Here is a 15,474-nt window from a genome sequence, read left to right as displayed (position 1 = left end):
CATGACGATCCAGCCGGAGCTGCCGCCCTACCTCACCATCGCCGCCGAGCTGCGGCGGCGGATCACCACGGGCGCGCTGCGCCCGGGCGACCGGGTGCCCTCCACCCGGCAGCTGACCAAGGAGTACGGCGTGGCGATGGCCACCGCCACCAAGGCACTGGCGGCGCTGCGCCAGGAGGGGCTGGTTCGGCCCCGGCCCGGCTCGGGCACGGTGGTGGCGGGGGATCCGGCGCCCGCGCAGGCGGACCGCACCCCGCCCGCACCCGCTCCCCCCTCCTCCGCCGCGCTCTCCCGGCAGCGGATCGTCCGGGCCGCGATCACCGTCGCCGACGCCGAGGGCCTGGCCGCCGTCACCATGCGCCGGCTCGCCACCGAGCTGGGCGCGGCCCCGATGGCGCTCTACCGGCACGTGGCCGGCAAGGAGGAGCTGGGTGACCTGATGGCGGACCAGGTGCTCGGCGAATACCCGATGCCGCCCGACTCGCTGACCGGCTGGCGGCCGCGGCTGGAGGCACTGGCGATGCGCCAGTGGGAGATCTTCCGCCGGCACCCCTGGCTCAGCGGCACCATCTCGCTGACCCGCCCGACGCCGCTGCCCAACGCGCTGAGGCACGGCGAGTGGGTGGTCGCCTCGCTCGACGGCTGCCGGCTGGACGCCGCCGCCAAGCTCTACATCCACATCCTGATGTTCGCCTTCGTCCGCGGCATGGCCGTCAACCTGGACCTCCAGGCCGCCGACCGGCGCGGCGACCAGCTCACCGACGAGGAGTGGATGGCCACCCAGGAGGGCCGGCTGGCCGCAGTCTTCGCCGGCGGCGAGTTCCCGTCCTTCGCCAAGGTGCTCGGCGAGCTGGACGGCGAGGGCTTCGACTACGACCTCGACCAGCTCTTCACCTTCTCGCTGGCCCGGACCCTGGACGGGCTCGGCGTCTTCATCGAGGGCCGGGCCTGAGCACGCGCCCGACCAGCGCAAACGGCCGGGCACAGGACCAGGGCCGGGCGCCGAAGCGAGCGCTTCTGAAGCCTCAACGGCCCTTTCCCGTGAGGCGTCCCCACAGACCCCGCAGCGGGCCTTCCGCTGCGGGGGCCTCCTCGCCCTCCGGGCGCGGCGCGAGCAACGGTGGCTGCGGGATCCGCGAGGCCGGCTCGCAATGGGCCGCGCTGGTGGAGCAGATCACCAAGCGAGCTCCCCTGCGCCGCAGGTGCGGAAGTGCGCGGTGGCGGCCGGGCTGTGGCTGGGTGGAGCAGAGGCGCCGTCCGCCCGTGGGAGGAGCCCGGTCCACCCGGAAGCGGATGCTGCGGTCATTCCCCGAGCTGACGTCAATTACCTTGCCCGAAGCCTAGGTTCGAGTCATGTACAGCTTCCGCCGCGCGGCCGTGACCGCCGCACTCGCCTTCGTCCTGCCGCTGCCGATCGTCGCCGCGGCCCCCGCCTTCGCCGCACCCGCCGCACCACCCGCCGCGGCCGTCTCGGCCGCGCCGATGGCCACCCTGCCCCACCCCACCGGACCGTACGCCGTCGGGCGCGACCTGCTGCACCTCGTCGACCAGCACCGGCAGGACCCGTGGGTTCCGTCCGCCGGCGCACGGCAGTTGATGGTGTCGATGTACTACCCGGCGCGGCCCGGCAGCGGGACACCCGTGCCCTACATGACCACCGAGGAGGCCCGCCTGCTGCTGGCGTGGAAGACCCCCAACCGCGTGGTGCCGCCCGAGGCACTGGCTGCCGTCGGCACCTGGGCCCGGGCGGACGCCCGCCCGGCGGGCGGCCGGTTCCCGCTGGTGCTGCTCTCGCCCGGACTCGGTTTCCCGCGCGCCCTGTTCACCAGCATCGCCGAAGACCTGAGCAGCCAGGGCTACGTGGTCGCGCTGATCGACCACACCTACGAGTCCGCGGGCGTCACCTTCCCGGACGGCCACACGCTCGCCTGCGCCATCTGCCGCCAGCCGCCGGCGGGCGGGCTGCCGGCCATCGCCGAGAGCCGCGCCAAGGACGCCTCGTTCGTCATCGACCAGCTGACGTCCGAACGCTCGCCGTGGCAGCGTGCCCGCCTGATCGACCGCCACCGGATCGGCATGGCCGGCCACTCCATCGGCGGTGACGCCGCCGCCACCACCATGGCCGCCGACACCCGGGTCCGGGCGGGCGTGAACATGGACGGCACCTTCTTCGCGCCGGTCCCGACCACCGGGCTCGGCGGGCGCCCCTTCCTGCTGTTCGGCGCCCAGCACGACGAGACGGACACCACCTGGGACGACGCCTGGACCAACCTGAACGGCTGGAAGCGCCGCCTCACCGTCGCCGGAGCCGACCACGGCACCTTCAGCGACCTCCCGCTGCTTGCCCGGGCCGTGGGCATGCCGAGCGCCCCCGGAGCGATCGACCCGACACGCGGCCTGGCGATCACCCGCACCTACCTCGGTGCCTTCTTCGACGAGCAGTTGAAGGGGATGTGTGAGCCGCTGTTCGACGGACCGTCGCCGGAAGAGCCGGAGGTCACCGTCCAACTCCCTTAGCAGACACGCTTCAGGGTGATTGACCACCTCAGTCGGCGAGTTGGGCATCTCGCCCGGAAGCCATGGCCGGGAGTGGCCGCCACTGGGCGGGGATGTCGCGCATGACCAGAGCGCAGTCCAGGGTCGCACTCCCCGAGGGGAAGCGGTCCGGGTCGTCGAAGAAGGACGACGCGGCGGAGCGCACCCGGCCGGCTTCCACGTGCCAGACGTCGGTCCGCAGTTCCATACCGTCCAGGTGACGGCCGGAGCTGGTGGCCGAGAAGCCCTTCGTCCCGGCCCGGAAGAAACGGGAAGCCTCGGCGAGATCGGCGAAGAGCTCGCTGCCTCGCAGTTCGTCGGACAGCTCGACGGTGACATCCACCCGGGTGTCGCCGTCCCGTGTCGCCAGTGCGACGCGCATCTGACCAGGCGTCTCGTGCACCTCGAAGTCGGCGCGGCCGTGTTCACCGGGGAAGATGCGGCCTCCGGCCCAGGCGTTGAGCCGCGAGGCGGTGTCGCGCCGTGGGATGTAGACGCCGGTCTCGACGCCGTCCGGTCCGTCCCATTCGACGGCGATCCGATGTGCCGCGTTCTCGCTCCGCAGTCCGAACGCCTTGGGCGCCCAGGTGGGCCGGACACCCCCCAGGCGCAGCAGGCAGATGCCGGCGACCGCGTGGCCGTGCACCAGTTGCGGGCGCAGTGGCCCGGGGAGCAGGCGTGCCGCGACATCCGGGGCGACTCGGTAGTTCACCAGTAGCCGTCGTTCGACGACGCTGGCCACTCTCGGCTGCCTCATGACCCCTCGCTCTGCGCCCCGGGGCGCCATTTGGTGTGGCGAAGCACGATCTGCTCGGGGCAGACGGCGCTGAGGAACCGACCGATGCACGTGGCCAGGCGATCCTCGGCCAGCGCGTAGAAGATCCGGTTGCCTTCCCGACGCTCGGTGACCAGTCCGGCTCCCTTGAGCACGCCGAGATGTCGTGAGATGGAGGGCGCGCTGATCGCGAACCTGGCGGCGATCTCGCCGGCCGCGAGCTCACCGCCCCTGAGGTCCTCAAGGATCTGGCGCCTCGTCGGATCGGCGAGAGCACGGAAGGCTCCCGCTTCATCCTGAGCTTCTGTCATACCTCATATTTAGCATCTTGGCTAAGTATCTAACAAGGGTTCCCGCAGCCCTTCGCCCTCGGCCGGGCTCACCGCTCGCCGCCCACCGCCACCTCGCCCGGGCCTACGAGACCAGCCCGGCCCGCTCCGAGACCATGATCCGCCGGGAGGTGATCGGCATCATGGTCCGTCGACTCACCCGGGGCCGACCGGCCTCACGGCCTGGTCCGCGCTTGACGACGACACACACCGTCACCCGGTGGGAGCTGGAGATGCACGGTCTGGTTGGATGCCGGCATGAACAGCGGCAGCCACCAGGAATCAGGTCTCGCGAAGAGCGTCTGGAGCGATGCCGACTTCAAGGAGATGGGCTGGCACGACGCCACCATCCACGGCCTGTACGTGCAGCAGACGGATGACATCCTGCCGCGGCTTCTGCTCGATCTCGACTACATCGTCCGCTGGGTCCACCCGGTCAAGCCGGCCGGGAACTTCTCCTTCTGGATCGCCCCTGCGACGCTCGTCTTCGAGGAGGTCTGGGACCTTGAGGGCGACCTCGGTTTCAAAGGCATGCACCCGGAGCTGGAGATCGACGAGGTGCACCAGCTGGCTCCGGACGACGGCAAGCAGGACTGGCCGCAATGGCACATCCAAGGCCACGCATTCGACCTGGAGTTCCGCGCATCGGGCTTCCGCCAGTACTTCCGCCGTGCCCCGCAGCTCACGCCCGTCCAGGTCCTCTCCGCCGCCGAGCGCGGAGGTTGCTGCTTCACCGAGGTCGGCTTCGGCTGAGCGGGCCGATACCCCGTCCTCGACCGGGAGCCGGTAGCACCGGCCCGGCAGAGGCCACAAAGTCAGATCCCGAACGCGGCCTCAGCGTGGCTCCTCCACCGGATCCCCAGTGGCGTGTGCAGGGACCTGGAGCGGCGCCGCAGGGCGTGTGCTGGACAAGCTCGCAGGTCGGCTGCGGTACCGACGGGATTCGAACCCGCGGACAGATAGGGGCAGGCCCGCCCCGTCCCCGTCAGTCGCCGTGAGCGGGACCTCGCCCACGTCGATCGCAATGGGCCGCTCTGCCACGGCACCGCAGCCCGCGAGATTGCGCGCCATCCCGCTCCGGCTCACGATAGAGGACCGCCCTCTGCGCAGCGAGCCCTTATCCAGTGTCGGCAACCGTTGCAGTAGGTCCACAGAAGTTGTGCCAGAGCCCTTCCAGGGGCAGCCTTTCCAGGGGCAGCATTTGTCCGCGAGTTCGGGCTTCCCGGGCCGATCGGCCTCCGAGACCGCAGAAGGATCGCCCCACAGCCCGACCCAGACCCGGCCCCCGGCGCCGCACCGGACGGCGGGCGGAAGCGAGGCCGATGCGCAGCGCCGCACGGCGGCGCCCCGGTCCGGCGGGCGCGGCGGCCCCGGAGCGGGCCGACAGAGGCAGAATGCAGCAGGGGCGAGGCAGCGAGGACAGCACCGAGGAGGACCAGGGCCAGGCGGACACCGACGCGCGGCCCGGACAGCGGCGAGCAGGACAGCACCGAGCAAGACCGGGACCAAGTGGACATCGACGAGCAGCTACGACAGTCCGGATTCGACACTGGCCATGCCGAGTTCGCTGAGCGCATGGTGTGGGCTCTGCGTGACGGCCTATCGGCTCTGGAAGCACTGCCACGCGACGATGGGTTCTGGCGTGGCTGGGCGAACGATCACGTGACGATCCACAAGCTGCACGACTACGCCGGCGCACGGTTGGCCCGTGATCCCGCTGACCGGACGGCCCGCTGGGCCCTGGTGGCGCTGGCGCTCGCTTACGGAGCCAACGACGGAGGTCTCTCACTCCTCGGGCCGGAGATCGCCACTGATCCGGCGGTCGTCGCGGACGCCCCGGTGATCGCGGACTGGGTTGCTCAAGAGATCGGATTCGATCTCACTCCCGAACTGCGGGAGGTGTTCGGGTGGGCCGATCGTCGGGCGTTGGAGGAACTGGCACGAACCGACGACGGACAGGCGGCACGAACCGCGTTGCGAGTCCTGGACGGGGGGCGCGTGTGAGGCGCAGTTCGTTGGCGATGTCCTCGTAGAAGGTGCGCAGTTCGTCGATCTGCCGGGCTTGGCTCCCCACCCCTCGCTGGTGAGGCGGTGTCCAGGGCTCAGGCGGTTCCCAGGCCGCCGCGGTCCTTCGCGTGGGCGGGTGAGCTGGGGGTTGGCGAGGTCATGTCCTGGAGGCCGATGACGGTCAGGAGCCGGAGTCTTTCGGCGGCTTCGCTGTCGGGGGCGGCGGTGAAGACGATGATGCGCAGGTCCGCGCCGTGGAGGGAGAGCACGTCGCAGTCGAGTTCGATCGCGCCGACCTGGGGGTGGTCGACGGTCTTGCGTTGGCTGACGTGGTGCGCGACGGCGGAGCCGTCCCACAGTCGGGCGAAGTCGGTGTTCGACCGGCGCAGGTCGCTGATCATGGCGGCCAGCTGGCGGTCGGCCGGGTAGCGGGAGGCGACGTCGCGCAGGTCGGCGACCAGGGAGGCCCGGTGGTCCTCCGGGGAGGGGTGCCGGATCCTGCCGGGGTCGTTGTGGAAGGTGCGCCAGACCAGGTTGGTCTCGCGGCCGGCGCGGCGTCGCGTCTCGCCGTGCAGGGCCGCCCACAGGTCGTTGTGCTCCAGCAGGGTCCAGGCCGCGTCGAAGACCGCTATCGGCACGTCGGAGAGCCGACTGAGCAGCCTTTGCACGCTGGGGCCGATCAGTTGGGGGACGGTCCCGTCGAGCTCAGCGGCGTGGCCGGCGAGTCGGCAGGCCATTTTGAACTCGGCGTCGGTGAGTCGCAGTGCGCGGGAGAGAGCCCGCAGGACGTCGGCGCTGGGGTGCGCGCGGCCCTGTTCGAGGCGTTTGACGTAGTCGGGTGAGACACCGGCCAGCCAGCCGACCTCCTCGCGGCGCAGCCCCGGGGTGCGGCGGGTGCCTCGGGCGAAGGGGGAGCCGACGTCTTCCGGGCGGACCCGGGCGCGCCAGGAGCGCAACATCGTTGCCAGATCCGGTCCCTCGCTCACAGCTGCATTCTCGGTGCTCATGGTCTGATTGTCGACGCGCTGCCCGGTTCCTTGGGTGGCCCAATCTGGGCCACCCTGCCCCGGCTCCCGCAGGCCAGACTCGATCCGGGCCGAGCGAAAGGGAAGCCGGAGATGAACACTTCGGCCACGGACGCGCCGGTCGCCCTGGTCACAGGCGGCAACAAGGGCGTCGGCCTGGAGACGGCACGCCGTCCGGTGGAGGCGGGGTACCGCGTCCACCTCGGCCGCCCGCAAGCCCGACCTGGGCAAGCCCGCCGCCGAGCGCATCGGCGCACACTTCCCGGCGGTGGACGTGACCTCACAGGAGTCCGTCGACCGCGCCGCCGAGACCGTCAAGCAGACACATCGATCCCGAAAGGATCCGTCATGTCCTCCTTCCTCGTCATCGGAGCCACCGGAAACGTCGGCGGCTCCCTGATCACCCAGCTCCACGAGCAGGGCCATCACGTGCGGGCCCTGGTCCGCAGTGCCTCTCGCGCCGAACTGATCCCGGCAGGCATCGACATCGCCGTCGGCGACCTGGACGACGCCGAGAGCCTGACCGCGGCCGCCCGCGGCGTCGACGGCGTCTTCTTCATGCAGCTCGCCCCGCTGCCCGCACAGGCCGAGAACATGATCAAGGCCGCCCGCACCGCCGGAGTGCGCAGGATCGTGGTGCTGTCCTCCATCGGTACCGTCCTGGAACCGCTGCCCGTGATCGGAGCCAGGATCGCCGGCCGCGACCAGGTCTTCCGCGCCTCCGGGCTCGACGTCACCTACCTGCGCGCCAACGCCCTGATGTCGAACGCGACGTGGTGGCTGCCCACGATCCGCGACGAGGGCCGTGTCTACGACGCCAGCGATCCCGGCAGGACCGTGCCCGTCGACACCTACGACATCGCCCGCGTCGCCGCCGCTGCCCTCACCCGGGACGGCCACGCCGGCCGCGCCTACATCCTGAACGGCCCGCAGGCGCTCACCGCCCGCGAGCAGGTCGAGATCCTCGCCGACGTCCTGGGACGGACCATCGAGTTCGTGCCGCTCACCCCCGAACAGTTCGCCCAGCACAGCATCGAGCAGGGCACCCCGCCCGAGATGGCCGCAGCCGTGCAGGACCTCAACGAGCTCTTCCGCGCCGGACGCGCCGGAGTCATCACCGACGACATCACCAACCTCACCGGCATCGCACCCCGCACCTTCCGCCAGTGGTGCGAGGAACACGCAGGCGAATTCACCGGAAGCCCGTTGACGCGCTCGTCCACGGGCGGCATGCCGCCGGCCCCCGGCCTGCCGGCCAGCCGGACGCGAGCTCGGCGATGAGCTCGGTGATGAGCTCGGTGATGAGCTCGGCCAGGTGCTGGTGTGAGATCCCGGTCAGTAGCCGGTGGCGCCGAGGATCGCACGGTCCGCCTTGATCATCACGCCGTCAGGCCGCGGGCCGGGCGCCGGGAGGCAGCCCCGCCGCGCGCCCGGCCCGCGTGTTCAGCCGCCGCTTCCTGCCGCGCACACGCCGCGTACGGCGTCGCGGATGTCCAGGACCATCACACCGTCGATCTTCTCGATGCCGCCGGAGCCGAAGCGGACCCACAGCGGGAAGGCTCCGGCATCGCGGGCGAAGGCGAGCTTCTGCGCGGAGGCCGCGTTCGGCGCGGAGTCGATCTCCACCACGATGTCCGTGCCGCCCGGCGTCCAGATCGTCACGTCCAGGCGGCCGTACCGGCCCTTGCCGTCCGGGACCACGGGCACCCGCAGTTCCTTGTAGGCGCGCGCGAGATGCTCCAGCGGGCTGTCGCGGACGAACTCGTCCTTCAGGGACAGTACCGCCCGGGTCAGGCTCCGGGTGAGTTCGGCGGTGGTGGGCGGGGCGTGGCCGTCCGCCCGGTTCGCGGCGACCGCGTCGGCGGCGCTCTGTGACCAGTCGGCCAGGACCTCGCCCAGCAGCCAGGCCAGGTTCTCCAAGTGGTCCTGCGGTGCGCGGCGGGGCCCGCGTCCGGTGAGCTGGTGGAGCCAGCCCTGGGCCCAGTGCGCCTGGTCGAGAATCCGCAGCACGCCCTCCTGGGCCGCGGCCCGTCCGGCGTCCGCCGTGGAGGGCAGCAGGTTCGCGGCGGCGGCCGTCACCTTCGCCAGTACCCGGTCGCGTTCGCCGTCCTTGCCCATGACCTCCTCGGCGGCGATGGCGCCCTGGAGGTACTTGGCCGCCCACCATCGCCACTCGGTCGCCAGCGGTGCCGGGACATCCGGCGCCGGGGCAACGGCGTCCAGCAGCTCGGCCGCCCGGCCGGCGGCGGCCTTCGCCGCAGCCGACAGCTCGGCCTTCATCCGCGGCTCGCTCTCCCGCCACCATTCCTGCTGGCACTTCCAGCACCGGCCGTGCTTCTTCGCCGCCGCCTCCGGGGTGACCATCGCGGTGTGCCCGCACACGGGGTACGCGTAGGAGACCCGGTAGCCGACACACTCCCGGCAGGCCGCGACGTCGCCGTTCTTCCACTTCGGCAGCGCGGTGCGGTTGGAGATGTTCTCCTCCCACTCGTGCCCGGCCGTGCACCGCCACCACACCGCGACCTGCATCTTCGGAGTCGCGTTCTGCGGCGTCAGCCCGCCGTTGCGCTCCTGGAGCCACATCGCGGCGACCTGCGGATACGCCTCAGCCAGTGACACACCCAACGAACGCGCCATACCTGTCCCTCCCTGATTGCGACCATTCTTCTTGGGCTGCCGGCCGGTTCCGTAGGAACGCCGACTCCCGCGTCCCCACGCCCTCCCCGCGCTCTCCCGACGTACCGGCCCGTGAGACCAGACGCCCCGCCGCCGGCCTCCATGACCGTGTCGGTGAGGTGCCGTCTGTCTACTTCGCGCCGGCCTTGGCCGCTTCGTCCGCCGCAGTGGCCGTGGCTCGCTTGCCGTCCTGGACTTGCTGCAAGCGCTTGACTATTGCGGCGAGCGTGTCCTCCACGCCCGTCGTGCACAGTCTATACAAGCTTGTCGATCAGCTTTTTGACGTATTATCAGAGATTAGCCCCCGGACTTCCGGAGCCGACTACAGGCAATTGTCAAGACCTGTGGATGTGTGGCCCTGGTTGAAACCGGTCGCCGTGCTGCCGGACCCAGGTCTCGCGTGTGGCCGCGTACTCCACATCGCCGTGCTCTGCTCCCCCGATTGGCTCAGGCCACTCCTCGAAGAAGGTGCGGATGAAGGACAAGCCGGCCTTCTCCATGACCCGCCTTGAGGCAGTATTGACCGTCATCGTGGTGGCCACGATCCGGTCCACCGCCAGCTCGGTGAACGCGTATCGCACCAGTGCCCGCGCGCCTTCGGTGGCATGGCCCAGGCCCCAGACGGATGGCAGCAGGCGATATCCCAGCTCCGATCCGCCATTCAGGCCGACGCTGCTCGCGGGCCGGAGCGAGAGCCACCCCAGGAACGCCCCGGATGACTTCTCTTCTGCGGCGAAGCAGCCCTGACCGCTCGGAAGGTCGGCGTACTCGCGGAGGATGCGCGGCAGTTGCTGCTGCTCGACGACGGCCCTGGGCACCGGGCGGCCGTCGTCGATGTACCGCATGACGTCGGGGTGACCGTGCAAGGCGGCCAGGGCGTCGACGTCCGCCCCGGTGAAGCGGCGGAGCGTCATCCGCTCGGTTTCCATGTAGGTGTCCACGGCGGCGATTCGAGCAGCCCGCCCGGCCGGCGGCAACTGTTTTCCGCTCGCCCGCGCGAACGGGCGCCCGCCCACGCCGCCGCGATCCCTGTGCACTGTCGCCTCCCCCGCTCGGCAAGGCGTGCCGGTCGTGGAAGTCGACCGCCAAGGCGGCATCGGCGAAATCGTTCGCGCGGCCCGGTCCGATGCCGACAGACATGACATCGCCTCACATGCCGGCCCCCCGAGTCCTGGGCCTCGAAGTCGGTCTGGTTCGGATGTAACGCTCCTGTCGTGCGTCGCCAAGAGGAGATGTGGGGGACGGACGGACAAGGGAGTCGATGTGAGGAAACCGCCGGACAGCGGTCTGGTCGCGCGGATCGGTGAGGATCCGGAGGCGTTCGAGGCCTTCTATCGGGAGCACGTGCAAGCGGTGCTGCGGTACGCGACCCGGCGGGCCCGGGACCCGCACGCTGCGGCCGACCTGGTCACCGAGGTCTTCCTCGCGGCGATCTCCGCCGCCGGCGGGTACCGGCCGCAGCTGGGCACGCCGATCGCCTGGCTGCACGGCATCGCCCGCAACGTGGCCGCGTCCCAGGAACGGCGCGCGGCGCGGGTCTGGGCGGCCGAGGGCCGAATAGCCGGCCACCGACTGCTGGACGGCGATGACATCGCACGGCTGGAGGAGCGCATCGACGCCGAGCGCGCCTCGCGACAGCTGCTGGAACGCATCACTCTGCTGCCGCGCGGGCTGCGGGAGGTGCTGGAACTGGTGGCGGTTGACGGTCTGAGCGTCTCCGAGGCCGCCAAGGCACTCGGTATCAGCACCGTGGCTGCCAGGGTCCGGCTGCACCGGGCTCGCAAGGCCCTCCAGCAGCCCGGCGCCAATCCCGAATCCTCTCCGTCCCCCTCGTCCCTTGTGGAGGCCTGAATGAACGCCGAACGCTTCGAGGAGCGGTTGATGCACGAGCTCAAGAACCATGTCCAGCAGCGGGCGGAAAGCCCGCACCCCGACCGGTCGGCCACGGCCCGACCCCGCCGTGGTGTCCGCGTGCGCTGGGTCCCGGTCGGTTTGGCCTCGGGCCTGGCCGCCGCCGTGGCAGGCGTCGCCCTGACCGTGCTGCCGAGCCAGCCCGCGGCCGCCTACACCCTGCAGAACGACGGGAACGACCTCGTCAAACTCACCATCGTCAACCCGGCCGGGAAGATCGACCTGGGCAGGCTGCAGAAGGACCTGGACCGCATCGGCGCTCACAGCCGTGTGCTGGCCGGTGACCCCGACTGCGCCACCCCGTGGGGCGGTCACGCCCCGACCGCGTCCCCCAGCCCGTCCTCGTCCCCGTCCGCCAGCCCGTCCTCGTCCCCGAACGCCTCCCCGAACGCGGCGCCGCCCCGCGGCGAAACGCCGCGCTCGGCCCCGCCCGGTTCGGCGCACCCCTCCCCCGGCGGCACCAGCCTGCCGGCCGACGGCTGGGACATCGGTGGGGAGGACGGCAAGACCGTTCTCTACATCCGCCCCAGCAAGATCCCCGCCGGCAAGCTGCTCATGGTGGGCTTCCCCCTCGCCAAGACCGACCCCTCCCACGCCTACGGCGTGATCACGGCAGGTCTGCTGGACGGGTCGGGTCCGGACTGCCTGCCGGCCCCGCCGCCCGGCACGGTTCACTTCCAGTAGAGCCATGCCTGTGCCACCACGGTCGTCTCACGGCGGGGCCGGCAGCGGCCGTGAGGCGGGGCGCGGCTTCGGCTTCCTCCAGGCGGATGCCGAAGCCGCCGTACATGCCGGGCACGCTGAACCACAGCTCGGCGTCGGGCAGTTCGGTCAGGACGCAGACCTGCGGGAGGACCAGCGCCGTCGTGACGGCGTAGTACTCGGTGCGGACCCGGATCAGCGCGTGCAGGAAGTGCTCCATCGCCCGCAGGTCCGGCTCCGGCACCTGGTGCAGGGGCGCCGGTTCCAGCAGCGGCAGCAGGGCGTCGCGGCCGAGCCGGACGGCGACGTCGGCGGGGCGCTCCCCCTCCGTCGAGCGCAGGGTACGCCAGGCGCCGGCGTCCAACAGCTGCTGGACCACCTCGGCCGGGGCGTTGTGCCAGGCGGCTTGGTGCAGCGGCGCCCAGCCGCTGCGGCCGCCGACACGACGGGTGTTGGCCAGGCCGGGCGACTTCGCGACGGCGCCAGCACGGCCGGCCAGTCGCCCCTGTGCGCCGCATCGGACAGCTGGTCCCGCTCGGCCAGATAGACGTCCTTGTAGACGCCCCGCTCCGCCACGCCGTCCCACTCGACCATCCGCTCCCCCCTCGGTCCGCTGCCGCGCCATGCTAGCCCGGGGGCCGGGGGCCGGGGGCCGGGGCGGCGAGGGCGGTCAGGGACAGGGAGAGCGCGCCGAGCGTGATGATCTTCGCCATGCCCTGGGCAACGACTGCGCGAATAGCCGATTCCCGATGGTGCACGCGCCGCACCCGACCGGGCCGGCGCGCGCCCTGCCCCTGTCAGGTGTTCTGGAAGCAGCGGGCCTCGGCGACGAGGTCGCCGGGCAGGGCGGGACCGGAACAGGCGTACGACGATAGTAGGGAAGGGCGGCGTTCGGCGAGTGACGTCCCCGCCGGAAGGCGGCGTTCAGATCGCCGGGAGTGGGGAAGGCACGGTGGGCAAGGGCCGTGCGCCGCAGTCCGATCAGGAAGTCCGCACCATGGCAGACACCGCACGAGCGACAACCGTCCCCGGCTGGGTCCTGCAGTTCATGGACGCCATCGACACCCTGGAGTTCGGCAAGGGCTTCGCGCCACTGACCGACGACACCGACATGTACTTCGGCACCGCGCACATCCACGGCGTCGAGGCCATCAAGGAGTTCTTCGTCAAGATCGACGCACCGCTGGTCATCAGCCATGAGGTCCTGGAGTTCTGGACCGCGGGCGACGGCGTCCGCCTGCTGCGCGGTGAGGCGGTCATGGCCAGGAGGACCGAACCGGAGCGGGTGGTGCGCGCCCCCTTCATGCACATCTTCTACCTCGACCAGGAAGAGCCGGTGCGCATCCGGACGCTCCGTGTCACTGCGGGCCCACTGCAGACCGACTCCGTGATGTGACCCGGCTCAAGGCACGGCCTCCGCGAGGTCACGGCTTGCCGGCCACCGCGGCACGGGCCGGGTGACTTCGCGGAAGCCGCGCGGCCGCCTCAGCGAGCGGCCGCCGTCATCGGTGGCACCGCGACCGCGGCCGGCGAGCCGGCCGGAAGCCGCCGAATCACGCCAACTCCCGAACCAGCTACGGGAATCACGCGCTGACGCTACGCTCCGGACGCACCCGAGTCCCCGCATCGCCGGAGTTGCCCGTGTTCCGCAGCACCATGCTGTACAGAACCACCCTGACCATCGACTGCACCGACACCGAGGAGCGGCCGGACATCTTCAAGACCGTCCGCGGGAACGCCGCCGCCTGGCTGGACAGCAAGGGCTACGGCACTGAAGCCCTCGGCTCCTCCGGTCAGCATCAGCTCGACGCCAGCACCACCCTCGACGTCGTCGGCTCCTACAGCCCCGACGGTGACGAAGTGGGCCTGCGCCTGCAGTTCATCGAGCAGCGGGCCCAGCGGTGGACGACCACGCTCACCGCCGTCGGTCCCGACGGCGGCGGGACCGGTCTGGTGGCGATCGACCTCGAATGCCACAGCGGTGGGAGCCTGCCGGCGAGCGGGCCGCCCCGGATCATCCGGGAGCTCGTCGCCGCGCTTCCCGTCATCGACGGCCTGGCCCCCGAGGCCGACGGCGGCTGGGCGCCGGTGACGCGGCTGACGGCCTCCCCTCAGCACATAGGAACCGGCGACGTCGACCACCTCCTGGAGGTCCTCACCCACCAGGACCGCCGCCGCCCGGTCATCGTCGCCGCCCGCCCCCACCAGCCGTCGGAACACTGGACCCGGCGTACCGACAAGGCCTGGGACCGCGCTGCCGGTTTCGCCTCGCTCTTCCTGCTCACCGACCAGGCCGCCGTCCAAGCGTTCCGGCGCGAGATCGGACCGGACCACTGGGTCGCCCCCGGCGCCGTGCGCACCTACCTGCCCGGCGTCGATCCGGCCTGGGCCGCCGACGGGTACCGCCACCGGTTCCTGACCTACCAGCGCCTGAACGACCGGCGGGACGAGGCGTGGAGACACATCGCCAGCGGGGTCCAGGAGCACACGCTCGACTCGCCCGTTCCGGAGCGCCTCGCCGGGCTCGTCCTGCTGAACACCAGCCCGGTACCGCTGCCCCACCAGCGGCGGGCGGAGCCGTCACCGGCCCACCTCGACCCCGCCGAGGCGCGCAGCGAAGTCAGCCGCCTGACCGCCATGGTGTCCGCCCGCGACGAGGAGATCGCCCGCCAGCAGCGCATGCAGCTCAGCCTCCAGCACCAGCTCAACGACGCCAACGCCAAACTCACCGCCTCCGAGGCCAACAACGACAGCGAACTCGCCCAGCACCTCGACTCGCTCGACCTCCTGGACCGGGCCAACCGCGAGATCAGCCGGCTGCGGATCCTCCTCATGTCGCTCGGTGCGGGCAACGAGGCCTACGCCCAGCAGGACACCGAAGACGCACCCCGAACCTTCGAGGAAGTCCTCGACCGCATCGCCTCACTCCCGGGCGTCCAGTTCACGGGCGACCGTTCCCGCACCCTGCTCCTCGATGACACCGACACCCGCAAGGTCCCGGGCTGGGCCCGAAAGGCCTGGCTGGCCCTCCAGGCCCTCAGCAGCTACGCGGAGATCTCCACCGACGAAGGGTTCAAGGGCAACTTCCGGGAGTTCTGCCTGCGCAGCCCCCGCGGCGCCGTCGTGATCTCGGGCAACACCGTCGCCATGGTCGAGTCCGAGGAAACCCTCAACCAGTGGGCCGACGAACGAGTCCTACCTGTGCCCAGACAGGTCCGCTCCGAAGGCTCGATTCTGATGGAGGCCCACATCAAACTCGATGTCCGCGGCTCCATCTCCCCCCCGCATCCACTTCTACGACGACACCGCCGGTCCGACGGGCAAGATCCTGGTCGGTCTGATCGGGCGCCACCTCACCAACAGCAAGACCTGACGAGCGGGCCCGAAGCTGCACAGACCCAGGGCGGCATCCGGGGGTGCGGTGCGGCTCGTGGCCGATGAGAAGCGGCTGCGGGCCGTCGGCGGCGGACCAGGGCAGCCATCTCCCGAGCGGCCAGCCGCACAGCACCTGCAC

General features: G+C 71.2%; 15 protein-coding genes and 1 tRNA gene. 9 read left to right on the top strand and 7 right to left on the bottom strand.

Annotated elements, in window-relative coordinates; translation table 11 throughout:
- Nucleotide 1 precedes the first annotated feature (1 nt).
- The gene (locus tag ACZ6Z8_RS12145) at nt 2-952 is read left to right on the top strand and encodes a GntR family transcriptional regulator (protein WP_465608750.1); all 951 of its coding nucleotides are present in this window, start codon (nt 2-4) and stop codon (nt 950-952) included.
- Nucleotides 953-1,353: 401 nt separating this feature from the next.
- Nucleotides 1,354-2,517, top strand: a complete 1,164-nt coding sequence (locus ACZ6Z8_RS12140) for an alpha/beta hydrolase family protein (protein ID WP_465608748.1) — start codon at nt 1,354-1,356, stop codon at nt 2,515-2,517.
- Between the two features lie 28 nt (nt 2,518-2,545).
- Here the strand turns inward: ACZ6Z8_RS12140 and ACZ6Z8_RS12135 are convergent, their stop codons facing one another.
- Both ACZ6Z8_RS12135 and ACZ6Z8_RS12130 read right to left on the bottom strand, forming a co-directional pair.
- Complete coding sequence (locus tag ACZ6Z8_RS12135; protein WP_465608747.1) at nt 2,546-3,292, bottom strand: DUF2071 domain-containing protein; 747 nt, start codon at nt 3,290-3,292, stop codon at nt 2,546-2,548.
- Nucleotides 3,289-3,621, bottom strand: a complete 333-nt coding sequence (locus ACZ6Z8_RS12130; RefSeq protein ID WP_399867651.1) for a metalloregulator ArsR/SmtB family transcription factor — start codon at nt 3,619-3,621, stop codon at nt 3,289-3,291. The genes ACZ6Z8_RS12135 and ACZ6Z8_RS12130 overlap by 4 nt, the downstream gene beginning before the upstream one ends.
- Nucleotides 3,622-3,897: 276 nt before the next feature.
- Between ACZ6Z8_RS12130 and ACZ6Z8_RS12125 the strand changes: the two genes are divergently transcribed.
- Nucleotides 3,898-4,392: a hypothetical protein gene (locus tag ACZ6Z8_RS12125; protein ID WP_465608745.1), complete on the top strand. Its 495-nt coding sequence runs from the start codon at nt 3,898-3,900 to the stop codon at nt 4,390-4,392.
- A 175-nt stretch (nt 4,393-4,567) separates the two neighbouring features.
- On the opposite strand, the gene ACZ6Z8_RS12120 is transcribed toward ACZ6Z8_RS12125, so the two are convergent.
- Nucleotides 4,568-4,686 (bottom strand) — tRNA-Arg (locus ACZ6Z8_RS12120).
- A 462-nt stretch (nt 4,687-5,148) separates the two neighbouring features.
- Here ACZ6Z8_RS12120 and ACZ6Z8_RS12115 point away from each other — a divergent pair.
- On the top strand, nt 5,149-5,643 hold the full coding sequence (locus tag ACZ6Z8_RS12115) for a hypothetical protein (RefSeq protein WP_465608744.1): 495 nt from the start codon (nt 5,149-5,151) through the stop codon (nt 5,641-5,643).
- 98 nt (nt 5,644-5,741) lie between these two features.
- Here the strand turns inward: ACZ6Z8_RS12115 and ACZ6Z8_RS12110 are convergent, their stop codons facing one another.
- Nucleotides 5,742-6,653: a helix-turn-helix domain-containing protein gene (locus tag ACZ6Z8_RS12110; protein ID WP_465608742.1), complete on the bottom strand. Its 912-nt coding sequence runs from the start codon at nt 6,651-6,653 to the stop codon at nt 5,742-5,744.
- Nucleotides 6,654-7,019: 366 nt separating this feature from the next.
- On the opposite strand from ACZ6Z8_RS12110, the gene ACZ6Z8_RS12105 reads away from it, so the two are divergent.
- Complete coding sequence (locus ACZ6Z8_RS12105) at nt 7,020-7,952, top strand: NAD(P)H-binding protein (protein ID WP_465608740.1); 933 nt, start codon at nt 7,020-7,022, stop codon at nt 7,950-7,952.
- 162 nt (nt 7,953-8,114) lie between these two features.
- Here ACZ6Z8_RS12105 and ACZ6Z8_RS12100 read toward each other — a convergent pair whose 3' ends face one another.
- A complete protein-coding gene (locus tag ACZ6Z8_RS12100; RefSeq protein ID WP_465608738.1) occupies nt 8,115-9,308 on the bottom strand; it encodes a zinc-ribbon domain-containing protein in 1,194 nt (397 codons plus the stop codon).
- Nucleotides 9,309-9,682: 374 nt separating this feature from the next.
- A complete protein-coding gene (locus tag ACZ6Z8_RS12095; protein ID WP_465608737.1) occupies nt 9,683-10,288 on the bottom strand; it encodes a GNAT family N-acetyltransferase in 606 nt (201 codons plus the stop codon).
- A 322-nt stretch (nt 10,289-10,610) separates the two neighbouring features.
- On the opposite strand from ACZ6Z8_RS12095, the gene ACZ6Z8_RS12090 reads away from it, so the two are divergent.
- Both ACZ6Z8_RS12090 and ACZ6Z8_RS12085 read left to right on the top strand, forming a co-directional pair.
- Nucleotides 10,611-11,198 carry an RNA polymerase sigma factor gene (locus tag ACZ6Z8_RS12090; RefSeq protein WP_465608736.1) on the top strand — a complete coding sequence of 196 codons (588 nt, stop codon included), beginning with the start codon at nt 10,611-10,613 and terminating at the stop codon, nt 11,196-11,198.
- Nucleotides 11,199-11,942 carry a hypothetical protein gene (locus ACZ6Z8_RS12085; protein ID WP_465608734.1) on the top strand — a complete coding sequence of 248 codons (744 nt, stop codon included), beginning with the start codon at nt 11,199-11,201 and terminating at the stop codon, nt 11,940-11,942. It abuts the gene before it with no gap.
- On the opposite strand, the gene ACZ6Z8_RS12080 is transcribed toward ACZ6Z8_RS12085, so the two are convergent.
- Nucleotides 11,866-12,339 (bottom strand): hypothetical protein, encoded by a 474-nt coding sequence (locus ACZ6Z8_RS12080; RefSeq protein WP_465608732.1) that lies wholly within the window; start codon nt 12,337-12,339, stop codon nt 11,866-11,868. The genes ACZ6Z8_RS12085 and ACZ6Z8_RS12080 overlap by 77 nt on opposite strands.
- Before the next feature lie 618 nt (nt 12,340-12,957).
- Between ACZ6Z8_RS12080 and ACZ6Z8_RS12075 the strand changes: the two genes are divergently transcribed.
- On the top strand, nt 12,958-13,356 hold the full coding sequence (locus ACZ6Z8_RS12075) for a nuclear transport factor 2 family protein (RefSeq protein WP_465608731.1): 399 nt from the start codon (nt 12,958-12,960) through the stop codon (nt 13,354-13,356).
- 260 nt (nt 13,357-13,616) lie between these two features.
- On the top strand, nt 13,617-15,401 hold the full coding sequence (locus tag ACZ6Z8_RS12070) for a hypothetical protein (protein WP_465608730.1): 1,785 nt from the start codon (nt 13,617-13,619) through the stop codon (nt 15,399-15,401).
- The last annotated feature ends 73 nt before the right edge of the window (nt 15,402-15,474 follow it).

The organism is Kitasatospora sp. NPDC101108, from assembly GCF_055584725.1.
The sequence above is the reverse complement of the archived record's forward strand: the minus strand, read 5'-3'. Positions and strand labels throughout refer to the sequence as shown.

Excerpts from the sequence above, each read along its gene's own strand:
- ACZ6Z8_RS12125 (WP_465608745.1), top strand. The coding sequence starts at position 3,898 with ATGAACAGCGGCAGCCACCAGGAATCAGGTCTCGCGAAGAGCGTCTGG.
- ACZ6Z8_RS12075 (WP_465608731.1), top strand. The coding sequence starts at position 12,958 with ATGGCAGACACCGCACGAGCGACAACCGTCCCCGGCTGGGTCCTGCAG.
- ACZ6Z8_RS12105 (WP_465608740.1), top strand. The coding sequence starts at position 7,020 with ATGTCCTCCTTCCTCGTCATCGGAGCCACCGGAAACGTCGGCGGCTCC.
- ACZ6Z8_RS12100 (WP_465608738.1), bottom strand. The coding sequence starts at position 9,308 with ATGGCGCGTTCGTTGGGTGTGTCACTGGCTGAGGCGTATCCGCAGGTC.
- ACZ6Z8_RS12130 (WP_399867651.1), bottom strand. The coding sequence starts at position 3,621 with ATGACAGAAGCTCAGGATGAAGCGGGAGCCTTCCGTGCTCTCGCCGAT.
- ACZ6Z8_RS12085 (WP_465608734.1), top strand. The coding sequence starts at position 11,199 with ATGAACGCCGAACGCTTCGAGGAGCGGTTGATGCACGAGCTCAAGAAC.
- ACZ6Z8_RS12145 (WP_465608750.1), top strand. The coding sequence starts at position 2 with ATGACGATCCAGCCGGAGCTGCCGCCCTACCTCACCATCGCCGCCGAG.
- ACZ6Z8_RS12110 (WP_465608742.1), bottom strand. The coding sequence starts at position 6,653 with ATGAGCACCGAGAATGCAGCTGTGAGCGAGGGACCGGATCTGGCAACG.
- ACZ6Z8_RS12140 (WP_465608748.1), top strand. The coding sequence starts at position 1,354 with ATGTACAGCTTCCGCCGCGCGGCCGTGACCGCCGCACTCGCCTTCGTC.
- ACZ6Z8_RS12070 (WP_465608730.1), top strand. The coding sequence starts at position 13,617 with ATGCTGTACAGAACCACCCTGACCATCGACTGCACCGACACCGAGGAG.
- ACZ6Z8_RS12135 (WP_465608747.1), bottom strand. The coding sequence starts at position 3,292 with ATGAGGCAGCCGAGAGTGGCCAGCGTCGTCGAACGACGGCTACTGGTG.